The organism is Nostoc sp. XA010, from assembly GCF_020829625.1.
In the GTDB taxonomy this organism is placed as follows: domain Bacteria; phylum Cyanobacteriota; class Cyanobacteriia; order Cyanobacteriales; family Nostocaceae; genus Nostoc.
This window is the reverse complement of sequence record NZ_JAIVFX010000001.1, coordinates 247,949-266,938: the sequence shown is the minus strand read 5'-3', so window position 1 is coordinate 266,938 and position 18,990 is coordinate 247,949. Positions and strand designations below refer to the sequence as shown.

General features: G+C 41.5%; 17 protein-coding genes, 1 tRNA gene and 1 pseudogene. 9 read left to right on the top strand and 10 right to left on the bottom strand.

The annotated features are described in order from the left end of the window. Positions 1-131 precede the first annotated feature (131 nt). The 3 genes from metX to LC608_RS01170 form a co-directional block, all read right to left on the bottom strand. On the bottom strand, positions 132-1,211 hold the full coding sequence (gene metX / locus LC608_RS01180; protein WP_229551783.1) for a homoserine O-acetyltransferase: 1,080 nt from the start codon (positions 1,209-1,211) through the stop codon (positions 132-134). Positions 1,212-1,295: 84 nt separating this feature from the next. After that, positions 1,296-2,600, bottom strand: a complete 1,305-nt coding sequence (locus LC608_RS01175) for an O-acetylhomoserine aminocarboxypropyltransferase/cysteine synthase family protein (protein WP_229551782.1) — start codon at positions 2,598-2,600, stop codon at positions 1,296-1,298. Between the two features lie 290 nt (positions 2,601-2,890). Continuing rightward, on the bottom strand, positions 2,891-3,706 hold the full coding sequence (locus LC608_RS01170) for an SGNH/GDSL hydrolase family protein (RefSeq protein WP_229551781.1): 816 nt from the start codon (positions 3,704-3,706) through the stop codon (positions 2,891-2,893). A gap of 677 nt (positions 3,707-4,383) precedes the next feature. On the opposite strand from LC608_RS01170, the gene LC608_RS01165 reads away from it, so the two are divergent. Together LC608_RS01165 and LC608_RS01160 are read left to right on the top strand one after the other, a co-directional pair. Beyond that, positions 4,384-4,770 (top strand): hypothetical protein, encoded by a 387-nt coding sequence (locus tag LC608_RS01165; protein ID WP_229551780.1) that lies wholly within the window; start codon positions 4,384-4,386, stop codon positions 4,768-4,770. Between the two features lie 249 nt (positions 4,771-5,019). Next, positions 5,020-5,988 carry a tetratricopeptide repeat protein gene (locus tag LC608_RS01160; RefSeq protein ID WP_229551779.1) on the top strand — a complete coding sequence of 323 codons (969 nt, stop codon included), beginning with the start codon at positions 5,020-5,022 and terminating at the stop codon, positions 5,986-5,988. A gap of 119 nt (positions 5,989-6,107) precedes the next feature. On the opposite strand, the gene LC608_RS01155 is transcribed toward LC608_RS01160, so the two are convergent. Next, positions 6,108-6,689 carry a DUF411 domain-containing protein gene (locus tag LC608_RS01155; protein ID WP_229551778.1) on the bottom strand — a complete coding sequence of 194 codons (582 nt, stop codon included), beginning with the start codon at positions 6,687-6,689 and terminating at the stop codon, positions 6,108-6,110. 251 nt (positions 6,690-6,940) lie between these two features. Between LC608_RS01155 and LC608_RS01150 the strand changes: the two genes are divergently transcribed. From LC608_RS01150 to LC608_RS01120, 6 genes are all read left to right on the top strand, one after another. Continuing rightward, positions 6,941-7,882, top strand: a complete 942-nt coding sequence (locus LC608_RS01150; protein ID WP_229552071.1) for a DNA polymerase III subunit delta' — start codon at positions 6,941-6,943, stop codon at positions 7,880-7,882. A 267-nt stretch (positions 7,883-8,149) separates the two neighbouring features. Beyond that, positions 8,150-8,770, top strand: a complete 621-nt coding sequence (locus tag LC608_RS01145) for a hypothetical protein (RefSeq protein ID WP_229551777.1) — start codon at positions 8,150-8,152, stop codon at positions 8,768-8,770. Positions 8,771-8,871: 101 nt separating this feature from the next. Continuing rightward, complete coding sequence (locus LC608_RS01140) at positions 8,872-9,630, top strand: N-acetylmuramoyl-L-alanine amidase (protein ID WP_229551776.1); 759 nt, start codon at positions 8,872-8,874, stop codon at positions 9,628-9,630. A 131-nt stretch (positions 9,631-9,761) separates the two neighbouring features. Then, positions 9,762-11,327, top strand: a complete 1,566-nt coding sequence (locus LC608_RS01135; RefSeq protein ID WP_229551775.1) for a glucosaminidase domain-containing protein — start codon at positions 9,762-9,764, stop codon at positions 11,325-11,327. Positions 11,328-11,882: 555 nt separating this feature from the next. Then, positions 11,883-13,277, top strand: coding sequence for an S-layer homology domain-containing protein (locus LC608_RS01130; protein ID WP_229551774.1), 1,395 nt, complete (start codon positions 11,883-11,885; stop codon positions 13,275-13,277). 433 nt (positions 13,278-13,710) lie between these two features. Further along, a complete protein-coding gene (locus LC608_RS01120; RefSeq protein ID WP_229552069.1) occupies positions 13,711-14,754 on the top strand; it encodes a M42 family metallopeptidase in 1,044 nt (347 codons plus the stop codon). A gap of 5 nt (positions 14,755-14,759) precedes the next feature. Here LC608_RS01120 and LC608_RS01115 read toward each other — a convergent pair whose 3' ends face one another. The 5 genes and pseudogenes from LC608_RS01115 to LC608_RS01095 form a co-directional block, all read right to left on the bottom strand. Further along, positions 14,760-15,299 (bottom strand): hypothetical protein, encoded by a 540-nt coding sequence (locus LC608_RS01115; protein WP_229551773.1) that lies wholly within the window; start codon positions 15,297-15,299, stop codon positions 14,760-14,762. A gap of 43 nt (positions 15,300-15,342) precedes the next feature. Beyond that, positions 15,343-15,513, bottom strand: a complete 171-nt coding sequence (locus LC608_RS01110; protein ID WP_229551772.1) for a BrnA antitoxin family protein — start codon at positions 15,511-15,513, stop codon at positions 15,343-15,345. Positions 15,514-15,539: 26 nt separating this feature from the next. Next, positions 15,540-15,818: pseudogene (locus tag LC608_RS37430) on the bottom strand (BrnT family toxin). Between the two features lie 99 nt (positions 15,819-15,917). After that, a complete protein-coding gene (locus LC608_RS01100; protein WP_229551770.1) occupies positions 15,918-16,097 on the bottom strand; it encodes a hypothetical protein in 180 nt (59 codons plus the stop codon). A gap of 296 nt (positions 16,098-16,393) precedes the next feature. After that, positions 16,394-16,465 (bottom strand) — tRNA-Thr (locus LC608_RS01095). Positions 16,466-16,498: 33 nt separating this feature from the next. Here LC608_RS01095 and LC608_RS01090 point away from each other — a divergent pair. Beyond that, a complete protein-coding gene (locus LC608_RS01090; protein WP_229551769.1) occupies positions 16,499-16,792 on the top strand; it encodes a DUF3493 domain-containing protein in 294 nt (97 codons plus the stop codon). A 441-nt stretch (positions 16,793-17,233) separates the two neighbouring features. On the opposite strand, the gene LC608_RS01085 is transcribed toward LC608_RS01090, so the two are convergent. After that, positions 17,234-18,928 carry a DUF1565 domain-containing protein gene (locus LC608_RS01085; protein WP_229551768.1) on the bottom strand — a complete coding sequence of 565 codons (1,695 nt, stop codon included), beginning with the start codon at positions 18,926-18,928 and terminating at the stop codon, positions 17,234-17,236. Positions 18,929-18,990: the final 62 nt, after the last annotated feature.

Here is an 18,990-nt window from a genome sequence, read left to right as displayed (position 1 = left end):
ACATTTGTTTTTGTAGCAGTAAATGCGATGCGTCAAAGTAGTTCCACCTCTGAGCCTCATCACTCAAGCTTTTATCTCGGAAGTTCAACCTCAGAACTCGGAAGGCCGAGCTTTTTTCTAAATCTGTCGAGTTAGGAAGCTAATATATCTAAACTTTGCTGAAAAGAGACTAATATTTCATTCAATGCATCCATTTCAATTAAAAATGCATCATGTCCGTGGGTTGATTTCAGCCAAGCTAGTTGAGCATTAGGGATTAAATTTGCCAATTCTTGCTGCTCTACTGGAGGATAGAGAATGTCAGAACCAATGGCGACAACTAAAGTCGGTTGCTGGATGCTTTGCAGAACAGATTCGTAACCTGATAAATTAGGAACTGTGCGATCGCGTGCAACATCATGGCGATCCATTACATGGGTGAGGGTAATGTAACTATTCGCATCAAATCGTTCTGTCAGCTTTTGACCTTGATGCTGTAAGTAACTGGCTATAACAAACTGCTCAGATGCATCATACTGCCGCCCAAAGCGGATTGTAAAACTATCCCAAGAACGATAAGTAGACATCGCCATCATCCGCGCAACAGCTAATCCTTGGTTTGGGGGCGCATCCAGGGTGTAGTTCCCTCCTTGCCAGTTTGGATCGGCATAAATCGCCTGCCTTTGGGTTTCACTTAACCCAATACACCAAGCTGAATGTCTCCCAGAAACAGCGATGGGTGCGATCGCTTTTACTTTTTCTGGATATAATAACGCCCACTCCAGTGCTTGCATCCCACCAAGTGAACCGCCAATTACTAATCGCAGAGATTGAACACCCAGGTATTCTAGTAGTACAGCTTGCAGGTGAACCATATCTCGGATTGTAATCTCAGGGAAGGATACGCCATAAGGCTTTCCCGTTATGGGGTTAATAGTAGTTGGCCCGGTTGTGCCGTAACAACTTCCCAAGATATTGCTGCATACAATAAAATCACGTTCTGGATTGAAGGCTTTCCCTGAACCAAACAAAGGTTCCCACCAATCATCGGCATCAGCAGAACCAGTTAAGGCATGACAAATTAGTACCCCATTATCACCTTGGGCATTTAACTGTCCCCAGGTGCGATAAGCAACCTGAACCCCAATTAATGTTTCGCCACCTTCCAGTTTAAATGGCACTGTCATCTGGTAAAACTGGGTTGGCGGTGAGATGAAGTCTGAGTAGATCATAGGGAGTGGGGAGTGGGGAAAAAGCAGGGGAGCAGGGAGCAGGGAGCAAGGCAGAAGAGTTTTCCCTCTGCCTCTTTTCAAGAACTAACTCCTAACTTGTTGGAAAGCCTGCTCAAAATCCTCTTTAATGTCATCTATATGTTCAATTCCCACTGATACTCGCACTAAATCGGGTGTCACACCTGCTGAAAGCTGTTCGTCATCACTTAGCTGTTGATGGGTTGTGGAAGCGGGATGAATAACGAGGGTTTTAGCATCACCAACATTTGCTAAATGACTCGCCAATTTTACATGATTAATAAAAGCTTTACCCGCCTCTAATCCACCTTTGATGCCAAAGTTTAAAACTCCTCCAAAGCCATGCCGGAGATATTTCTTCGCTCGTTCATAATATGGGTGATTAGGAAGTCCCGGATAATTAACCCATAATACTTGCTCTTGCTGCTCTAACCACCGAGCCAATTCTAGGGCATTGCTCACATGCCGATCTACACGTAAGGAAAGAGTCTCTAATCCTTGCAGTAAAAGAAAGGCGTTAAATGGACTCAAGGAGGGGCCAAAATCCCGTAACCCTTCGACTCTGGCGCGGATAATAAAGGCAATGTTACCAAAGGAACCACTAGGGCCAAACACCTCTTGAAAATTCAGCCCATGATAACCGGGTGCTGGATCGGTAAACAAGGGAAACTTGCCGTTACCCCAGTCAAATTTACCCGAATCGACAATTACGCCACCAATGGAAGTACCATGCCCACCAATCCATTTAGTTGCAGATTCTACTACAATGTCTGCACCATGTTCAATGGGCCGAGCTAAATATCCACCAGCACCGAAGGTATTATCCACAATTAAAGGTATGCCGTTTTCGTGGGCAATGTGAGCTAAAGCGGCAAAGTCGGGAATGTTGAATTCAGGATTGCCAATAGTTTCAACGTATAACGCTTTGGTGCGATCGTCGATCGCTTGACGGAAACTTTCTGGATCATCTCCCTCGACAAACTTGACGTTAATACCTAAACGTGGTAAAGATACTTTAAATTGGTTATATGTTCCCCCATACAAAAAACTGGTGGAAACAATATTATCCCCAGCTTGAGCGATCGTAGTGATTGCCAAAAATTGCGCCGCTTGCCCACTAGCAGTTGCTAATGCTGCTACACCCCCTTCTAGGGCAGCAATTCGCTTTTCAAATACATCCGTCGTCGGGTTCATGATCCGGGTGTAAATGTTGCCAAATTCCTGGAGAGCAAACAACCGCGCTCCGTGATCCGCGTCGTCAAAAACGTAGGAAGTGGTTTGGTAAATTGGTACAGCACGAGCATTAGTTCCGGGAGCCGGTTCTTGTCCAGCATGAACTTGCAAGGTTTCAAAACGATATTGTTTAGGCATAAGTAGTTATTAAGAGAAGGCAGGGGGCAGGGGGCAGGGGGCAGGAGGCAGAAGGAAAGAATTATATAAGGAAGTAATATACTATTTGATGTGTTGTGTTAGAGAAATCTACGGTAATTCTTAAAGCTTACCGTATTTTAAGTTATTTTTAGTTCAAACATACTGTAGGGGCGCACAGCTAGCTATGCGCCCCTACCAAAGATTGTGGTTCAAATAGATGAAAAACGCTGTAATTTAAAACATTTTTGAGCGGATACGAATTTTAGCCCTGCAAAAACTGTTCAAATAAGTTACGAAACCAACATTGAACGAGGATTAATCATCCCTGCCTCTTGAATTGTTGAAAAAGCAGTTTCCCCGATAATGCGATGAGCCGCAGATGTCGGATGAATGCCATCCCAGAACAAAAACTGGTCTGGTTTACCACAGGTGCGATCGCCTGACAAACATGGACTGGTGACATTGCTAAAATTAAAGGCTGCCGGATTTGCCATTGCATCTCGATATAGCGCGTTGGCATCTAATTGCACAATCTCCAGATCGGAATGCTGTTGACTAAGTACTTTAAGCGATCGTCTCAAGCCTTGATTATGTGCTTGTGTTAATGCACTGAGGTTCACAGAATTCGCACTGTTTCTAGTGGCAGGTAACTGTCCTAAATCTGGTAAATTTGCAACCAGAATCTTTTTAGCACCCACATCAGTTAGAGAGTTGATTGCCGTTGTCACATTTTTAACAGGAATAGTTGCACTGCTTACCCCTTGTAAATAATCATTTGCGCCTGCCCACAGCACATACAAAGCATCTGGATTCGTATGTTGATGTGTCTGCGTAAACGTCTGCACTTGATTTAGCAAGCTAGGTACATAACTGTTGCCAACACTGCCAGTAGTTGATCCTCCGTAAGCAAAATTGTGAGTTTGCTTAGAGGAGAGATGGAGGCTTTCGCCAAGATACTCAATCCAAACCCGACCATTCGAGTAACGCCCCTGAAAGTAAGTTGGATTAGGTGGGTACATTCCTCCTGTCGCCCGGAATACCATCCCTGTATCCGAAAGACTATCCCCAAATACGTAAACTTCTGAAATGGGATGAGTTTTATCCATAAATTTTGCCGCTACAACCATGATAAAAATAAGGAGAGCAAGTCCTGTTCTTAAAAGCCACTTTTTTCTTTGCATTAAACTTTTCTGCAAACCCTAAAGACAATAGTTTTTACAACTGTTGATGATTATTGGTGTGAGTAAAGATTGAGCTTGCAATTGAGCACTTCTCTAACTTAACAAGCTAGCTTCAGAGCTAGTGAGCAAAACCGGATACTTTCAGGTGTGGATTTTGCCAATTGTCTTAATGCAACGCTGTTGTGTTTTATAACATCTCCCCACTAAACGTTATCGCCGAGAGTAGGACACCAAAACCTTTATGTAGCGCGTTACTACGTATATCAAAAAATAAATGTAAGTTTTATACAAAAAAGTAATCTGTGTTACTAAATTTGCAGATATTCAGGCATTCTTGCCCATTAGGGGAACTCAAGAGGCGAATTAAAAATTGCATAAATGTTCAACTCGCCTCAGTTAAGTAATTGGAAATTTAAACCAATCTATTCTGTATTTGAACTTAAAGAGTCTCTATTGCTCTTTGTATTCTTCAATTAGCTCACCCTTTTGGGTGAGTCATATCTCAACCGATCAGGTGACCTGAGTGAAGGAAGCTGAGATTAATAATAAAGAGGAATCTATTACTAAAGGACACCAATCGCATTTTACTTAAGAAAATCCTTATGAAACTTGTTACTTTAATAAATTCTGGACTGATTTTTGGTTTTATTACTTTTATACCTACAATTGCTGGTGCTCAAACAGCGAGTAATAATAGTAGCGAGATAGCTATTAACTCTAACAATTTATCCAGTTCTACTTCTGTTAGTTACCTCCAGCCTTTCAATCTAGTTACTTTTGCTTATCAGGGAGGTTTGAAACAGCACGGGATTCCTAGTGGAGAAACGCTAATATTTCAAACTCAAAACAGAAATATTATTGCAAAAGATTTGGTGAAGGCTGCCGTTAATGCAGATAAATTACCATCACAAGTTTTAAATGACCAAAATTATCTAAGCGCTGTTAATTTACAACTCAACGCATTGCCTGATTACGCTGCTGCTGATTGATTTGGTTTTTCTAATATCTTTTTAAAAATCGAAATTTTTATTATAGTATATTCGTGCGCTTGTTACCAATATAAATAAAAGCCTTTCCTACGCAGAAATTACTGTGTATAAAAGAAAGTTTTATCTTGAAAAATAAGTTATAAATTTTGAGATAATTTGTGCTTATAAGTTGTACTTATAGTGTGCGAAAGCCACAGAAAATTGTATAATCGACAGCTTATCGATCACAAATTTCCTTTTCTATAGAGAATGACAGAAGTAATTAAATCCGGGAGCCTAAATAACATCGAGTCCATTGAGTTTGAAAAGCGGTGCTTGCACAAAGCCAGAGAAACAGGCGATCGCAATAGGGAAGTCGTTTGTCTAGGAAGTTTGGGCAATGCTTACCACTCACTAGGCGAATATCACCTGGCAATAGAGTTTTATCAGCAGTGGTTGGATATAGCGAAAGAAATAGGCGATCGCTTAGGGGAAGCTAAATCTTTATCTGGATTGGGCAACGCTTACCAATCACTGGGAAAATACCAGCGAGCGATTGAATTTTATCACCAGTGGTTGAGTATCACTAGAAAAATAGGCGATTGGACTGGGGAGGCTATTTGCTTGGGAAGCTTGGGCAATACTTATGAATACCTGGGCAAGTATGAGCAAGCGATCGAATTTTATCACCAGTGGTTGAGTATCACCAAGAAAATAGGCGATTGGACTGGGGAATGCATTTGTCTGGGAAGTTTGGGCAATACTTATGAATCGTTGGGACAGTACCAACTGGCAATTGAGTTTTACCAGCAATGGTTAGAGCTGGCAAGATTCATCTACGATGCCTACGGCGGGCAATGCCAACGCAACGGGGAAGCCATGGCCTTAAGTGCGTTGGGCAATGCTTATAATGCTCTGGGACAGTACCAAAAGGCAGTTGAGTTTCATCAATATTCATTAGAGATCAGAAAAAATCTTGATGATCAAAATGCAGAAGCAAATGCCTGGTTTAGTTTGGGTCTGGTGTTAGAAAAAATCAATCGAGAATCAGAAGCGATGGATGCTTTTTGTCATGCCCGCGAAACTTATCAGACAATGGGACTAGATGCAAGTCTGCAAGATTGTAACCATGCCATTGAGCTTCTTTCTCAAAATGTTGCAAGTGCAGTATCTCCATTGTGGTTTAGGAGATGGTTCAGTCATTTGTCGCAGTTCATCAAAGCTTATTCTAACCAGTAATATTTCTCACCACTGATTTAGGTAATGTGAGGATGTTTTAAAAGGCTTTGGCGATTAGAAATCGCTAAAATACATGAAAATACGCTTTTAAAACATCCTCTAAATACAGCCAGATTACATCAAGAGGACGGGTATCGATTGAATACCGAAACTGAGCCTTTGCTATCAAAGGAAAGCACAGAAAACGGGTCTTTTCTATCCCCGATCTCCATCCCAGGAGTGCCTACAGGCATTTGAGGAACAGATAAACCAATGACATTTGGCTTTTCTTGAAGCAAACGTTTGATATCGTCTGCTGGAACGTGTCCTTCGATAACATATCCATTAACAATTGCTGTGTGGCAAGATGACAAGTTATCTGGCACATTATACTTTTGTTTGACTGTTTCGATGTCAGGTGTGGAAAAGTCTGTGATTTGAAAACCTTGTGCCTTTAAGTGGTCAATCCACCCGCCACAACAATTACAATCAGGGCTGTGATATACAGTAGCATTTAGGGCTGTTGATTTTAATGGTGTCTGTTTATCTTGGATACCCTTAGTGGTACTTACCAATTGAGCATTACTCACAGGAGCAGTGCTTCCCAATATGCCACACACCCCTACTGTTAGACAAATTATTACCACTGCACGTACAGCAACACGTACCAAGATAGAAGGTAAGGATTTTTGCCACCAATAAATAAATTGTTTGTACGACATCTGAGACTTCCTAAGTAAAACATTACATAAATTTGTTGTAACAAATTCCCCTCAAAAAGACTCTGTGTATCTATGCGCTTACTTTGCGTTTAAAAACGCTACAATTTTACGCGGTAGAAGTCATTGCAACAGTGCTAGTATGTCAAATATTGGCATTTTGTAGTATCTTAAGTTGTCGTTCTAGAAGACAACAACTCTACTACATCAGCCCATTGTTTTCTATATTCTTGTTTTGGCGAAGGTACTGAACTATTAACTCATTTGCACCACTTGTAGGACAACAGCAAGCCATAGAATTACTCACTCAGGCTGTCAGACAAAATCGGGTTGCTCCAGCGTATCTATTTGTGGGACCAGATGGTGTAGGAAGAAGTTTGGCAGCTAGGTGTTTTGTGGAATTGCTATTTTCTAGCGAGATGGGAGTCACTGCGGCTTTACAAAACCGTTTGCGTCAAGGGAACCATCCAGCTTTGTTGTGGGTGCAACCGACGTACCAATACCAGGGACAACGATTAACAGCAGCAGAAGCAGCCGAAAAAGGACTTAAGCGTAAAGCACCACCTGTAATTCGGCTAGAGCAAATTCGGGAAATTACCGAGTTTCTGAGTCGTCCACCCTTGGAAGCACCAAGGAATGTAGTGGTCCTGGAAGAAGCCCAAACAATGGCAGAAGCAGCAGCTAATGCTTTACTTAAAACTTTAGAAGAACCGGGACAGGCGACGTTGATTTTAATTGCACCTACACCTGAGTCTGTTTTGCCAACTTTGGTGTCACGCTGTCAACGCATTCCTTTTTATCGCTTAGATGCACAGTCTTTGGCTGTTGTACTCACACAAACTGGTCATCAAGAAATTTTGCTAAATCAGGCAGTATTGAGCATAGCAGCTGGCAGTGCCGGAAGTGCGATCGCATCTTACGAGCAATTACAAGCTATTCCTTCTGACTTACTCGAAGACTTAAAAAAAGCTCCTGCTTCTTACCGCAAAGCCTTGGAGTTAGCTAAGAAGATTGATAAGGATTTAGATACAGAAGCCCAACTGTGGTTAATTGATTATCTTCAGCAATTCTACTGGCAGCAGTGGCATCAACCCAGCATCATCAACCAGCTAGAACAATCTCGTAAATACTTACTTTCTTACGCTCAACCACGCCTAGTTTGGGAATGTCTGCTTTTATCTGTATGTCAAAAATAAAATTCCATCTACTAACTCTTGCATAAAAACCTTAAGTCCTTTAGCAATATTAAATGATATTACTTAAGTACCCGTAAATATTAGTACTTGTGTATTATTAATAGTAAGCTACGCCAAGCGTCTCCTAGAGGATGCAGTGAGTTAAGAGATTGCCCCAAAACACTGAATTTTGCTCAATTGTCAAAGCTTCATAGCAAATAAAAGCCTTGCGGGGGATGACTAATAAAGGCTGTCCGATTGTTGTTTTTGAAGATTGTACCCTGACTCATGATGAACTTACCGCAGACAATTCCAGTTCTTTTTTTAGGGACTATCTTGGCTGTGCTTTCACCCCAAGTTTGTCCTGCTTTCACTGTTCAAGAGGTAGTTAGCCTTGCCAAAGCATCAAGTGATTTACCAGTAGTCAAATCAGCAGGACTGTCTCCCGATATGGATGTGCCTTGGTCGAAAGCCGTGAGAATCGTTGACCCTTTTGAAGGGGAGTTTCTTGGGGTTTTTGACCGCAACTCCTTAGGTGGCTATTTGTTCCGTGAGGGTTCAACACAAGTTATTAGTTTGTGGACTCCTTCGAGTATTCGAGTTCTCGTAACTGTCAATTCGGGTGAAGCAAGGTCTCCTTTCTACACCGCAGGTCGTGTGTATCCTAGACCTGAGTTTCTTAGGTTTGTCACTACCAAGAAAGTCGATAAACTTTTGCTTAAAATCAAGGAAAAAGTTTTTCAATTAGACGGTTCAACTGGCACATTTGTTGTCAGTCAAGAATTAGCCACTGCTTTGAAAAATGCTCCAGATGAGAACTTAGACATCAGACTAGTCTTGGAAGGTGGTCAAACTGTTGATAGCGAAATTGGCAAAGGAACAGTGAAAGCTTGGCGAAACATTTATTAAGGGATGTCTACGACGGGCTACGCCTACGCACTTGGGTTAATATTAATACAGTATAGTAGGTTAAGACGTACTTCTCAAGTTATAAAAAGGACATCAACTCTATGAAATTTGGTATTGATATAGGGCACAATTGCCCTCCAGATACAGGAGCAACAGGTATAAAACAAGAAGATGCTTTAACTAAAGCAGTTGGGACACAATTGATACAAAAACTTAAAGCAGCAGGTCATATCGCTATTGATTGCACTCCCACAAGTGCTAGCAGTGTAACCGATTCTCTGAGACAACGAACTAATAAAGCGAATGCCAATAACGTTAATCTCTATGTTTCGATTCACTTTAATAAATTCAACGCTATAGCCAATGGCACAGAAGTTTTTGCCATTAGTAATGCATCACAAGGTATTGCTCAATCAGTTCTTAAAGAGATTGTTAAACTTGGTTTTCATAGTAGAGGGGTTAAAAATACAGGTTTCTTTGTTATAAAGAATACACAAATGCCAGCTATTTTAATTGAGTGCTGCTTCTGTGACTCTAAAACAGATATGGATCGCTTTGATGCTGAAAAAATGGCCGAAGCAATTAAAGATGGATTAATTGGTGAGTCAAAAGATGAAGCTAAACCTAACAAAAATTATATTTTGCAAGTTACAACAAAAACAGTTCTAAAGCCTTCTACAGAACAGGCATCAGAGCTACCAAAAGAATCTCTATTTGATATTGAGCCAGGGAGTTACCCCGTTTTAGATGTCCGTTTTGAGGAAAACCATTATTGGGTTAAGTGGCCTGATAAAACTAAAGTAAACCGAAACGAGCATTTTATTTTTGCTGGATACAGCAAAGTTATAGAAAAACATTAGCTATTTATCAAGCAGAATTCAGGAGTCAGAATTCAGTTGGGTATTCTAACTTATGACTCCTGAATTTTTCTTCAAATCTAATTCCTTCTATAATAAATTTGGTATTTTAAAAGCTTTTTAATAGCAAATATATGTCATTAGTAAATGATTTAGTCAACAATTATTTTAACAAAGATTTAACAACAGTATTTATAAAAGTTGGTATTGCAAATGGGAAAATTACCGAGATTAATCGGCAAATTTTAAAAGAAGTTACCCTTGCACAATGGTTATTAGAGTCTGCTAGAGGCAAAAGTGAGCTTGCTGTCAATGCAAATAATTTTGCCGGATTAAAATGGCGAGTTCCTGACATGAAAGGGTTTGCCGAACCGTTGAAAATCAAAGTTCCTTCTGAGCCAGAAGAAGTTGAGTTCTGTAAATTTACAGATATAGATGCTTTTATTATTGGTTATTGGAAGTTTTTAACTCGTACCCCCTATAAAGGCTTAGAAGATTATACGAACACGCCAGAAAACTTCCTTGGCTTTCTCAAGGCTAAAGGCTATTCGTCCGATCCTAAATATGTGAGTAAAGTTGTGGACTTACTTCCAGAGGCGCAAAAGTTACTGGCTAATGCAGGTGGAGTTACCATTCCCGCTTCAGTGGAACAATTACAGTTAATTCGTGCGCCAAAAGAAGTTGAATTAGGGCAAAATTTCCGGGTTGAAGGCGTAGCACCTTTAGCTGATGGTGGCAAAGCTTTGTCGATTATGATTGACGATCAATTTCCAGTCGCAAGTGTAACAATTAGTCAGGACGGCAAATGGCAATTTGATTTCGTCTTTAAACAAGAAGGCGATCGCCGCATGATAATTGCCATTAATGATCAAACTTTAGAGATCCGCATTAAAGTTGTTGTTCCTTTCGATAACAGGGACGGTGAGAACACTCAACAACCTACAGCATCGAGTTTACCAGGAGCGAAGGTAATTAAACTCGGTGGTAGTGTGGGAATTGGCGGAGTCAATAAAGCTGATGATGTTAAGGCTATTAAGGCGCGATTGCATGAGCTAGGCTACACATGGGTAGGTAATCCTAACAGTGCAGACAGAGACAGAGGACTATTTGACGCAATCAAACTATTTCAGTCAATTATTGCTGGTAGCAGTACTGTTAACGGTGATGGTCGAGTTGATGTTGGGGGAATAACTCATCGATGGTTGCAAGCAGCTAATGCACCACGGTGGAAGTTGATGCCAAAAAGCGATCGTGATAATGGTTTCGTTAACGGTGAACTAGAAGACATCCAAGATAACCACGATTTTGGAACACACTGGTTAGCTGATGTTATTCAAAAAATTGCCCAAGATTATCAAAACAGTTATCGTAACACTCACCCTACATCTGCTCCATTCGCAATTAACGATGTTAGTCTTCCTCATGGAGGCGACACTCCCGACCATCATGGACATGAAACTGGTATGATGTGCGATGTTTACTTACCCCAAAAAAATGGAAATTTCGGTGGCATCTTTTGGTCTAGTTCTGAATATGATCAAGATGCTGCACGAGCTATTCTCAAGTCTATTGGTAAGCAAAAGTTGGTACGGACAGTGTTTTTCAACGATCAACAGTTAATTAGAGAGAGACTTTGTGTTTCTCTGAGTGGTCACGATAATCATATTCATTTTGAAATTAACCCACCAATAAGGAGCTAATTCTTAGTTAGCTGATGCATTAGAGTTCACCACTCTGCAAACCTTAGTACTTGACTAACCCAAAAATGATGGGTGAAGGTAAGCAGAGGAGATTGGGGGAGAAAAGAACTTGATTTTTTACCATAAACTCCTTTAACCTGTAATAATCCCTGTGTTCTGAGAGCATCCAAATCCCAAAACTCTTATCTAGCAGGTATTTCAGGTTTATTTATATTTTTTCCGCAAAATGTTAGTTTGCCAGGATTTTAGGGAACTCTATAAATAAGCATGGGAATTATCAAACCTAATGGCTGTAATACAAAGACAATACGGTGGCTTTTGCTACCGTTTACTCATTTTTAGCTAAAACAAATAGATATCATCATCTTCACCAAAAGAGACATTTACCAAGAGGACATAGTGAATTAATATTGTCCTTTGGTGACATTTAAGACGTAGAGAAGCATAGAGGCAGAGGAAATGGGTTAGTTTCAATATTCCATTCGCCATTCCCCATTCCCATTTAATGAACAGTCTGCGCTAGGGTAGGAATTGAAACTCAATTTGTGATTTCCTGTGCCTCCCTGCAAACGTCCATCTGTATTTCTAATTTGGGCTGTTCTACTGACTTCGGTAACAGCCTGTGCTAACAGTCCAGTTGCCAAAAACCTTGAGGAATCTTTGGCGGCAGATCCCAACCTGCAAAGCAATCCAGTTGTCTTTGGAGAATCTCAGGGTAATCAACCGCAAGCACAGCAAAACGAATCAACACTTCAGTTACCACCTGATTTTCCCAAAGATATCCCACTATATTCCAATGCCAAACTACAGGAAGTGACACCTGTTAGTGGCTCAGAAAACAGAATCTCAACTCGTTGGTTGAGTTCTGACCCCAGCAACTTTATTGCTAGCTTTTATAGTAGCCAGTTTCAAACAAATAACTGGCAGATTTTGCAACAGCCAACAGATGATGCAGGAGGTGTGTTTGAGGCACGTCGTAACGATTTGCTGTTGAAGGTTTCCATTCAGCCTAAATCAGTTACTAACGCCACACCTAATCAACCCCAAACAGCCACCGAATTACTGATTGACTACGTACCGAATAGTACTGCAACGGCACAATCTACACCGACTACAAGTCCTAACGAAACTACTAACGCCATTTCTCAACCAGGAGATTCCCAGTTTATTGGCCCCGTACTACCCGCAAACTTGGCAGCACAGCCACCAAGCACGGCTAATAACCAAACAACTCCTACACCTACAGCCGAATCTCAGGAATTCAACGATCTGAATAAGGCACCGCAAGAATGGCGGCAACACATCCAAGATTTGGCTGCATTAGGTGTTTTATCTATAGAACCAGAAGCAACCAAGAGCAACTCTAGTACCACAACTAACCAGTTTGAACCCGGTAAAATTGTTACACATCGGGAATATGCTCGTTGGCTAATTGCTGCTAACAATGCTATGTATGCCAGCAATCCAGCTAAACAAATTCGCTTGGCATCAGAAACTACTCAACCAGTTTTTAGTGATGTGTCTGCAAAAGACCCTGATTTTCCAGCAATTCAGGGATTAGCTGAAGCTGGGTTAATTCCGAGTCCTTTGTCTGGAGATTCTACAGTAGTTTTGTTTCGTCCTGATGCACCCCTAACGCGGGAACAATTGCTGCTATGGAAATCACCCCTAGATACTCGCCAAGCTTTACCCTCTGCTAACTTAGATGCGGTCAAACAAACCTGGGGTTTTCAAGACGCGGCGCGAATTGACCCCAAGGCTTTAAGAGCAGTGTTGGCTGATTACCAGAATGCCGAACAATCAAATATTCGGCGAGTGTTTGGTTATACAACTTTGTTTCAACCCAAAAAACCAGTAACTCGTGCTGAGGCTGCTACAGCTTTGTCGTATTTCGGCAGTCAGGGTGAGGGTGTGTCGGTTACTGAAGCTTTGAAATTAAAGCGAAGTTAAAGTGAAGTTAAAGCTAAAGTTGATGGCTACGACGAGTTACGCTTATGCAGCCTTTATTTGATCGCAGCGAGTTCATAGCAATCACAAAAGTGGACAATATCTACCCTTAGTGCATTAGGTTTTACGAATGTAACCGAGTCTTGTCTATCTAGGCTAGATATATGTAAACCAGGTAATAACAAGTTTCTCATCTGGGACGGTTTCCACCCAACGACTGCTGCTCATAAGTTAGTAGCAGACACTGCACTGGCGGCGATTGAGGCTAAGTCTGTCCCGGAACCTGCGATAAACTTGGGGATTTTAGCCCTTGGTGCTTTTGGTGCGGTAGGAGTGCTAAAGCGTCAACAAAAAAGGTCAGCACTTGTATCAGCAGGTCGGGTTTTTGATGCACAATTGTCTCATACAACAGTTGAAAACTGAACTAACTGTATTGATGTGGGATTACGATCGCTTATTTCAAATTATTGAAGAATTAGTCATGCACCATTCTCCTAGTGGTGCAGAAGCTGAGATTAACCAGTTGTTGATGCAACGATTTGCGACGCTGGGTGTGGAAGTCTGGTGCGATCGCGCTGATAATATTATTGCGAAAATTCCAGGGAAAAATCCAGACAGAGCGATCGCGATTACTGCACACAAAGACGAAATTGGCGCAATTGTCAAGAGTCTTGGTGATGAAGGTCGTGTCAAAGTCAGCAAACTCGGCGGTTCTTTCCCGTGGGTTTACGGCGAAGGCGTTGTCGATTTACTGGGAGATAACGAAACCATTAACGGTATTCTCAGCTTTGGTTCCCGCCATGTTTCCCACGAATCGCCCCAAAAAGTGCAGCAGGAAGATACTACTGTTAAGTGGGAAAATGCCTGGATTGAAACGAAGCTGACATCTGCCGAATTAGAAGCAGCTGGGATTCGACCGGGAACTAGAATGGTAATCGGCAAACATCGCAAGCGTCCAATTCGGTTAAAGGATCATATTGCTGGTTACACTTTGGATAACAAAGCCTCTGTGGCGATTTTGCTAGCTTTGGCTGAAAACCTGAAGCAGCCAGTAGTCGATGTTTATTTAGTAGCTTCAGCAAAAGAAGAAGTGGGGGCAATTGGGGCGCTATTTTTCACCCAAAATCAACGTTTGGATGCCTTGATTGCTTTAGAAATTTGTCCATTATCTGAGGAATATCCTGTTAAAGATGGAGAAAGTCCTGTACTTTTATCTCAAGATGCTTATGGGATATATGATGAGGAGTTAAATGGACAACTGCGCCATAGTGCCAAGCAACTCGATATGCTAGTACAGTTAACAACTCTAAGTGGGTTTGGTAGTGATGCTTCAATTGCCATGAAATTTGGACATGTTGGGCGTGCTGCTTGTTTGGCATTTCCCACACAAAATACACATGGATATGAAATTGCTCATTTAGGAGCGATCGCTAATTGTATAGATTTGTTAAAAGCTTTCTGTGAAACTGAGTTTGAGTGATAATTCTAGGCTTTGACTCGAAGGTGCGATCGCATATCAACCCAAAATAGCCAGAAAAAGGTTCTTAAATCAACAATTGCTCTATTTACTGAACTTGTAGGTTTGTTTTGATCATTAATATTCGTATCTAAACTAGCTTGATCTGCCTCATCATCAATGATGATAACTGGTTGGTTTTGCCAATTTGATAGCTGGACGATATTTAAAGCATCTCGCAAACGACGTGGAGCTTTAGGACAAACTAGAGCAAGTGGTAAACCATGAGTAGCTTTTGAAGTTTGGCTAATTTCTGCCTTACCAAAAACTTGAAAACTATTTAATGCCCCTTTGATTCTTTCAAGCGTTTGCTCATAGATGTCATTTAGATTGGATGTCATCACTACAACGCCAACGCATTTATTATTTCGGCGACGGCATTTATTATTTTTGTGTTTGCAATTATAGATTTTGCGATGCCTGGGTTGGGCTACGCCAACGCAGTTATTATTTTGGCGACGCGCTTCTGAGGAAATATTAAGCAACACCCACCCAATATAAATTGTCATCTAATCGGGGGGAAGTTCGGGTGTAATATTGAATTTTGAATTGTTATAATGCTGGCTGTTCGTCACAGTTTTCGATGTAACGACGTAAAACAGAGTTGATTAAGGTTTTATATTCTCCGCTTTGAGCTTGAAACCACTCTAATATATCTGGCTCAATCTGTACCAATTGCTGTGCTTGAGGTGCCGGAACTCGGAGAGTAGTCAATTTCTTCATCGTTCATTGACTCCAATGCTGTCCAGTTAGTACGAGAGGTATTTCTCAAGTCTTTGTCGCTCATACCGATTTGCCCTTCGTGCTGAAATGATCCGAATCACATTATTTTTGCGTTCTGTCCAAACTACAACGGCTACACCGTTGCCGAGGAAACCTATACCGAACTAACGGTCTTCTCCGTAATCAAAACGATCATCTAACTCAATTAGCATTGGACTTTCAAACATCTCAGGAACATCGGCGAAATCAATCTCATGTTTGCGAAGATTCTCTAAATTTTTCGCCTCATCCCACTCAAACTGCATGAAAATTTAGCTATTACGCCGTAAGCCTCCCACTGAAACGGAGTACCGTTTCAGTGGTGAGATATAAGGCGGTTAAAAATAACGCGACCTCCGACCAATTCAATCCGCAGGATTGATAGGGAGGGGGTCAGCGTTATTTTTAACACTCTCTATATTTGGCAGTCTGTCAACCCAGTCTTCTACTATCTGTGTGACTGTTTTATCTTTTATTGCAGCGTAAGAGCGAAGTTTGTTTAATCTGCGCTCAGACATCCTGACATTTAACCTAGTAGTTTTCATGTTTGTCTACCCATTGTTGTCACTATTATGATAATATAATATTAATAGATGAGGGCACAAGGTGAGGACAGCATACCAATACAAGCTACGACCAACAACAAACCTGAAAGGGTATTCTGGCTCCTGACTCCTGAATTCTGTTTTGATAATTTGTCACCAATACATACGGAAGCAAATTACTAGGTTTGATGACAATAATTTGTCACAACGACATTAATCTGTCACTGATGACAAATAATTATTCACTGTACACTTGATTTATGTCAAACTTTAATGTTGAGTAATACTTTCATCAAAGCCGATGATGGGATTTGAACCCACGGCCTGCTGATTACGAATCAGCTGCTCTACCACTGAGCCACATCGGCGTACACAATCTAAGAGTATAACATGATTTAATCATGGTAGATCAAAATCGCAAAAATCGCCTTAACCCTGAACAATACGCCAGCCTCAAAGCAGAAATAGCCGCTCCTTATCGCGGCTTACGACAATTTTTCTACATCGCTTTCGGTGCTTCTGGCTCACTCGGTGCATTCGTTTTTTTCTTCCAAGTGCTTGCCGGACGCAATGTTGAGAGCGCAATGCCAAGTTTAGCTCTCCAACTAGGAATCGTTGCCCTAATGGTCTTCCTCTGGCGCTGGGAACACCGTCGGCAACGAAACACCCAATCGGGTAAAAATTCTAATTCCTGAACGCTTACGAAATTTTAGTGGTTAATTTTTATTGCTTTCCTTTTATATTCTTCAAATTTATTAATACTTTGATGAAGATGAAAATATCAAAAGAGAAAAATAAAAAAATTATTAGGAAATCTCAAAAAGCAAAAATTTCTGAGAAACTAGAAATCGTTGAAACGGGGTCAGCCAATATAAAGGCCCTGACCATAAAACCAACCCCATTCAAATGGGGTCAGCTATATTTAAAGACCCCAATTTTTATGTTTAAAAATCCCTAAAATTAAAAAGCTTAAAATTTTGGAAGCGCCAGACTGATAATTTGTTAGTCTGGCGCTTCAATTTCCTAACTAGTACAGCACGGCAGAAATAAACGTATTATTTCATTACAGCCAGAAAGCCCAAATTAAAGCATAAGTGACTTTTGACTTTTGACTTCCACCATGCGGTACTAGGCATTTACTGAACTGTTACCAAATAGGATGAAGGAATTGGTTGAGCACGTCCAGCATTGACGAGTGCCTGGTAAACAAAGGCAGCAACTTCGGCTCTAGTCGCTTCACGATTAGGATTTAGTTGCTTCGCTGTGGGATAGTTGATCACTAGTTGCCGTGCAGTTGCAGCAGCAACAGGAGCGATCGCATAATTAGGAATCTGGGCAGCATCGGTGTAAAAAGAAAGGACATTCTGATTACTCGCAGTTAAGCCTAAACCATTAGCTAAAGCGACTAACGCCTGAACTCTGGGAATTTTCTGTTGTGGTTTAAAAGTTCCATCGGGATAACCAGAAACAAATTCACTTTGGTAAGCAGATTGAATCGCAGTGTAAGCCCAAAAATTGCTTGCTACATCCTTAAATTTAATTGCTGTGCGTTTGCTTGGTGGTGTTAGGGCTTTAGTGACAATAGTGGCGAATTGGGCGCGGGTTACAGGATCATTGGGTTTAAAGCTGCCATCAGGAAAGCCAGCAATAATATTTTGGGAGGCTAAAGCTTCGATGTAAGTTTTTGCCCAGTAATTTGCTGGCACATCTTTAAAGGCGACAGTCCCTCCAGGCGGTACGTCAACAGTTGCAGCAACGAAATTTACTGAGCCAAAAATCTTTTTCTGATCGATATCGTTGCCAATAGCGAGAATTTGACTGGTTTTTGTGGCGTTGTTCACATCATAACGAGTGTTATTGCGAATAAGGTTGCCACCAGGATTTTCGTTAGTGCCGAGGTCGGGTAGAGCGTTGACAGTCGCTACTACTCCATCCCGCTTATTGTTCTGAATGACATTCTTACGCAATATGGGCTTTGCTGATTCAGAGATATAAAGACCGTCTTGGTTTTGGACGATTTGATTTTCCACAATTAGGGGTGTGGAAGTGCCACCGATCGCTAAACCAAAACCAGTATCCTGAAACAAGTTATTCCGAATTTCTCCTTGGGCAGTTCTAGTAACTGAAATCCCATTGCCTTGGTTTTGCACAAAGACATTACCTTCGATTTTGGGATTGCCTGTACCCGTGACAAAAACACCCTCTCTGACACTGTTAGTAAAAGTACTGTTTTGGATAATGGGATTAGTTGATTCCACCCACACAGCCGTACCGCGCCCATTTGGGTTGGTGACGGTGACACCAGCGATCGTGGTATCTCGTTCGGCAAGGATGGTAATGTCTTGTCTGGCAAAGGCGCGACTAGTGTAGAAACCTCCACCTGTAATCAATACCGCCTGACCTTTAGTAGCTTCATCACCCCGCAGTGTCACCCCTGGTTTCAATAAGAGCGGGAAGGTTTCGCCACTTTCCTGGTTATAGTTCCCAGGTGCTAATTGAATAACTGCACCTGGTTGGGCTTGACTGAGAGCAAAATTGATGCTTTTGTAGGGTGCAGTTGACGTTGTACCAGCACCAGCACCATCTGTACCAGTTGCTGGATTAACGTAAATCACTGCGGCTGTTGCAGGAGCTTGCGCTGTGAGAGTTGGGGCGATACCTTCAGGATGAGTAGCACCAGCATTAACCTCATCAGGTAGTAGTATTGACCCACTAGAAACAACAAGCATTGCCGTTAGTCCGGCTCCCACGCGTAAAGTATATCTGAGATCACTGCTAGAAAAAAGGCGAAAAATCTCAGCTAGAGAAATGTGAAAACCCCGGTATTTCATTTTTTGAGTCTGTGATGTGCTGAATTATGGTGTGTCGAACAAGATTAAAGGTAGCAAGCAGC

What these genes read in the sequence shown, in the direction of transcription:
- metX (WP_229551783.1), bottom strand. Translation starts at nt 1,211, where the DNA reads ATGATCTACTCAGACTTCATCTCACCGCCAACCCAGTTTTACCAGATG.
- LC608_RS01175 (WP_229551782.1), bottom strand. Translation starts at nt 2,600, where the DNA reads ATGCCTAAACAATATCGTTTTGAAACCTTGCAAGTTCATGCTGGACAA.
- LC608_RS01170 (WP_229551781.1), bottom strand. Translation starts at nt 3,706, where the DNA reads ATGGATAAAACTCATCCCATTTCAGAAGTTTACGTATTTGGGGATAGT.
- LC608_RS01165 (WP_229551780.1), top strand. Translation starts at nt 4,384, where the DNA reads ATGAAACTTGTTACTTTAATAAATTCTGGACTGATTTTTGGTTTTATT.
- LC608_RS01160 (WP_229551779.1), top strand. Translation starts at nt 5,020, where the DNA reads ATGACAGAAGTAATTAAATCCGGGAGCCTAAATAACATCGAGTCCATT.
- LC608_RS01155 (WP_229551778.1), bottom strand. Translation starts at nt 6,689, where the DNA reads ATGTCGTACAAACAATTTATTTATTGGTGGCAAAAATCCTTACCTTCT.
- LC608_RS01145 (WP_229551777.1), top strand. Translation starts at nt 8,150, where the DNA reads ATGATGAACTTACCGCAGACAATTCCAGTTCTTTTTTTAGGGACTATC.
- LC608_RS01140 (WP_229551776.1), top strand. Translation starts at nt 8,872, where the DNA reads ATGAAATTTGGTATTGATATAGGGCACAATTGCCCTCCAGATACAGGA.
- LC608_RS01135 (WP_229551775.1), top strand. Translation starts at nt 9,762, where the DNA reads ATGTCATTAGTAAATGATTTAGTCAACAATTATTTTAACAAAGATTTA.
- LC608_RS01120 (WP_229552069.1), top strand. Translation starts at nt 13,711, where the DNA reads ATGTGGGATTACGATCGCTTATTTCAAATTATTGAAGAATTAGTCATG.
- LC608_RS01115 (WP_229551773.1), bottom strand. Translation starts at nt 15,299, where the DNA reads ATGACAATTTATATTGGGTGGGTGTTGCTTAATATTTCCTCAGAAGCG.
- LC608_RS01110 (WP_229551772.1), bottom strand. Translation starts at nt 15,513, where the DNA reads ATGAAGAAATTGACTACTCTCCGAGTTCCGGCACCTCAAGCACAGCAA.
- LC608_RS01100 (WP_229551770.1), bottom strand. Translation starts at nt 16,097, where the DNA reads ATGAAAACTACTAGGTTAAATGTCAGGATGTCTGAGCGCAGATTAAAC.
- LC608_RS01090 (WP_229551769.1), top strand. Translation starts at nt 16,499, where the DNA reads ATGGTAGATCAAAATCGCAAAAATCGCCTTAACCCTGAACAATACGCC.
- LC608_RS01085 (WP_229551768.1), bottom strand. Translation starts at nt 18,928, where the DNA reads ATGAAATACCGGGGTTTTCACATTTCTCTAGCTGAGATTTTTCGCCTT.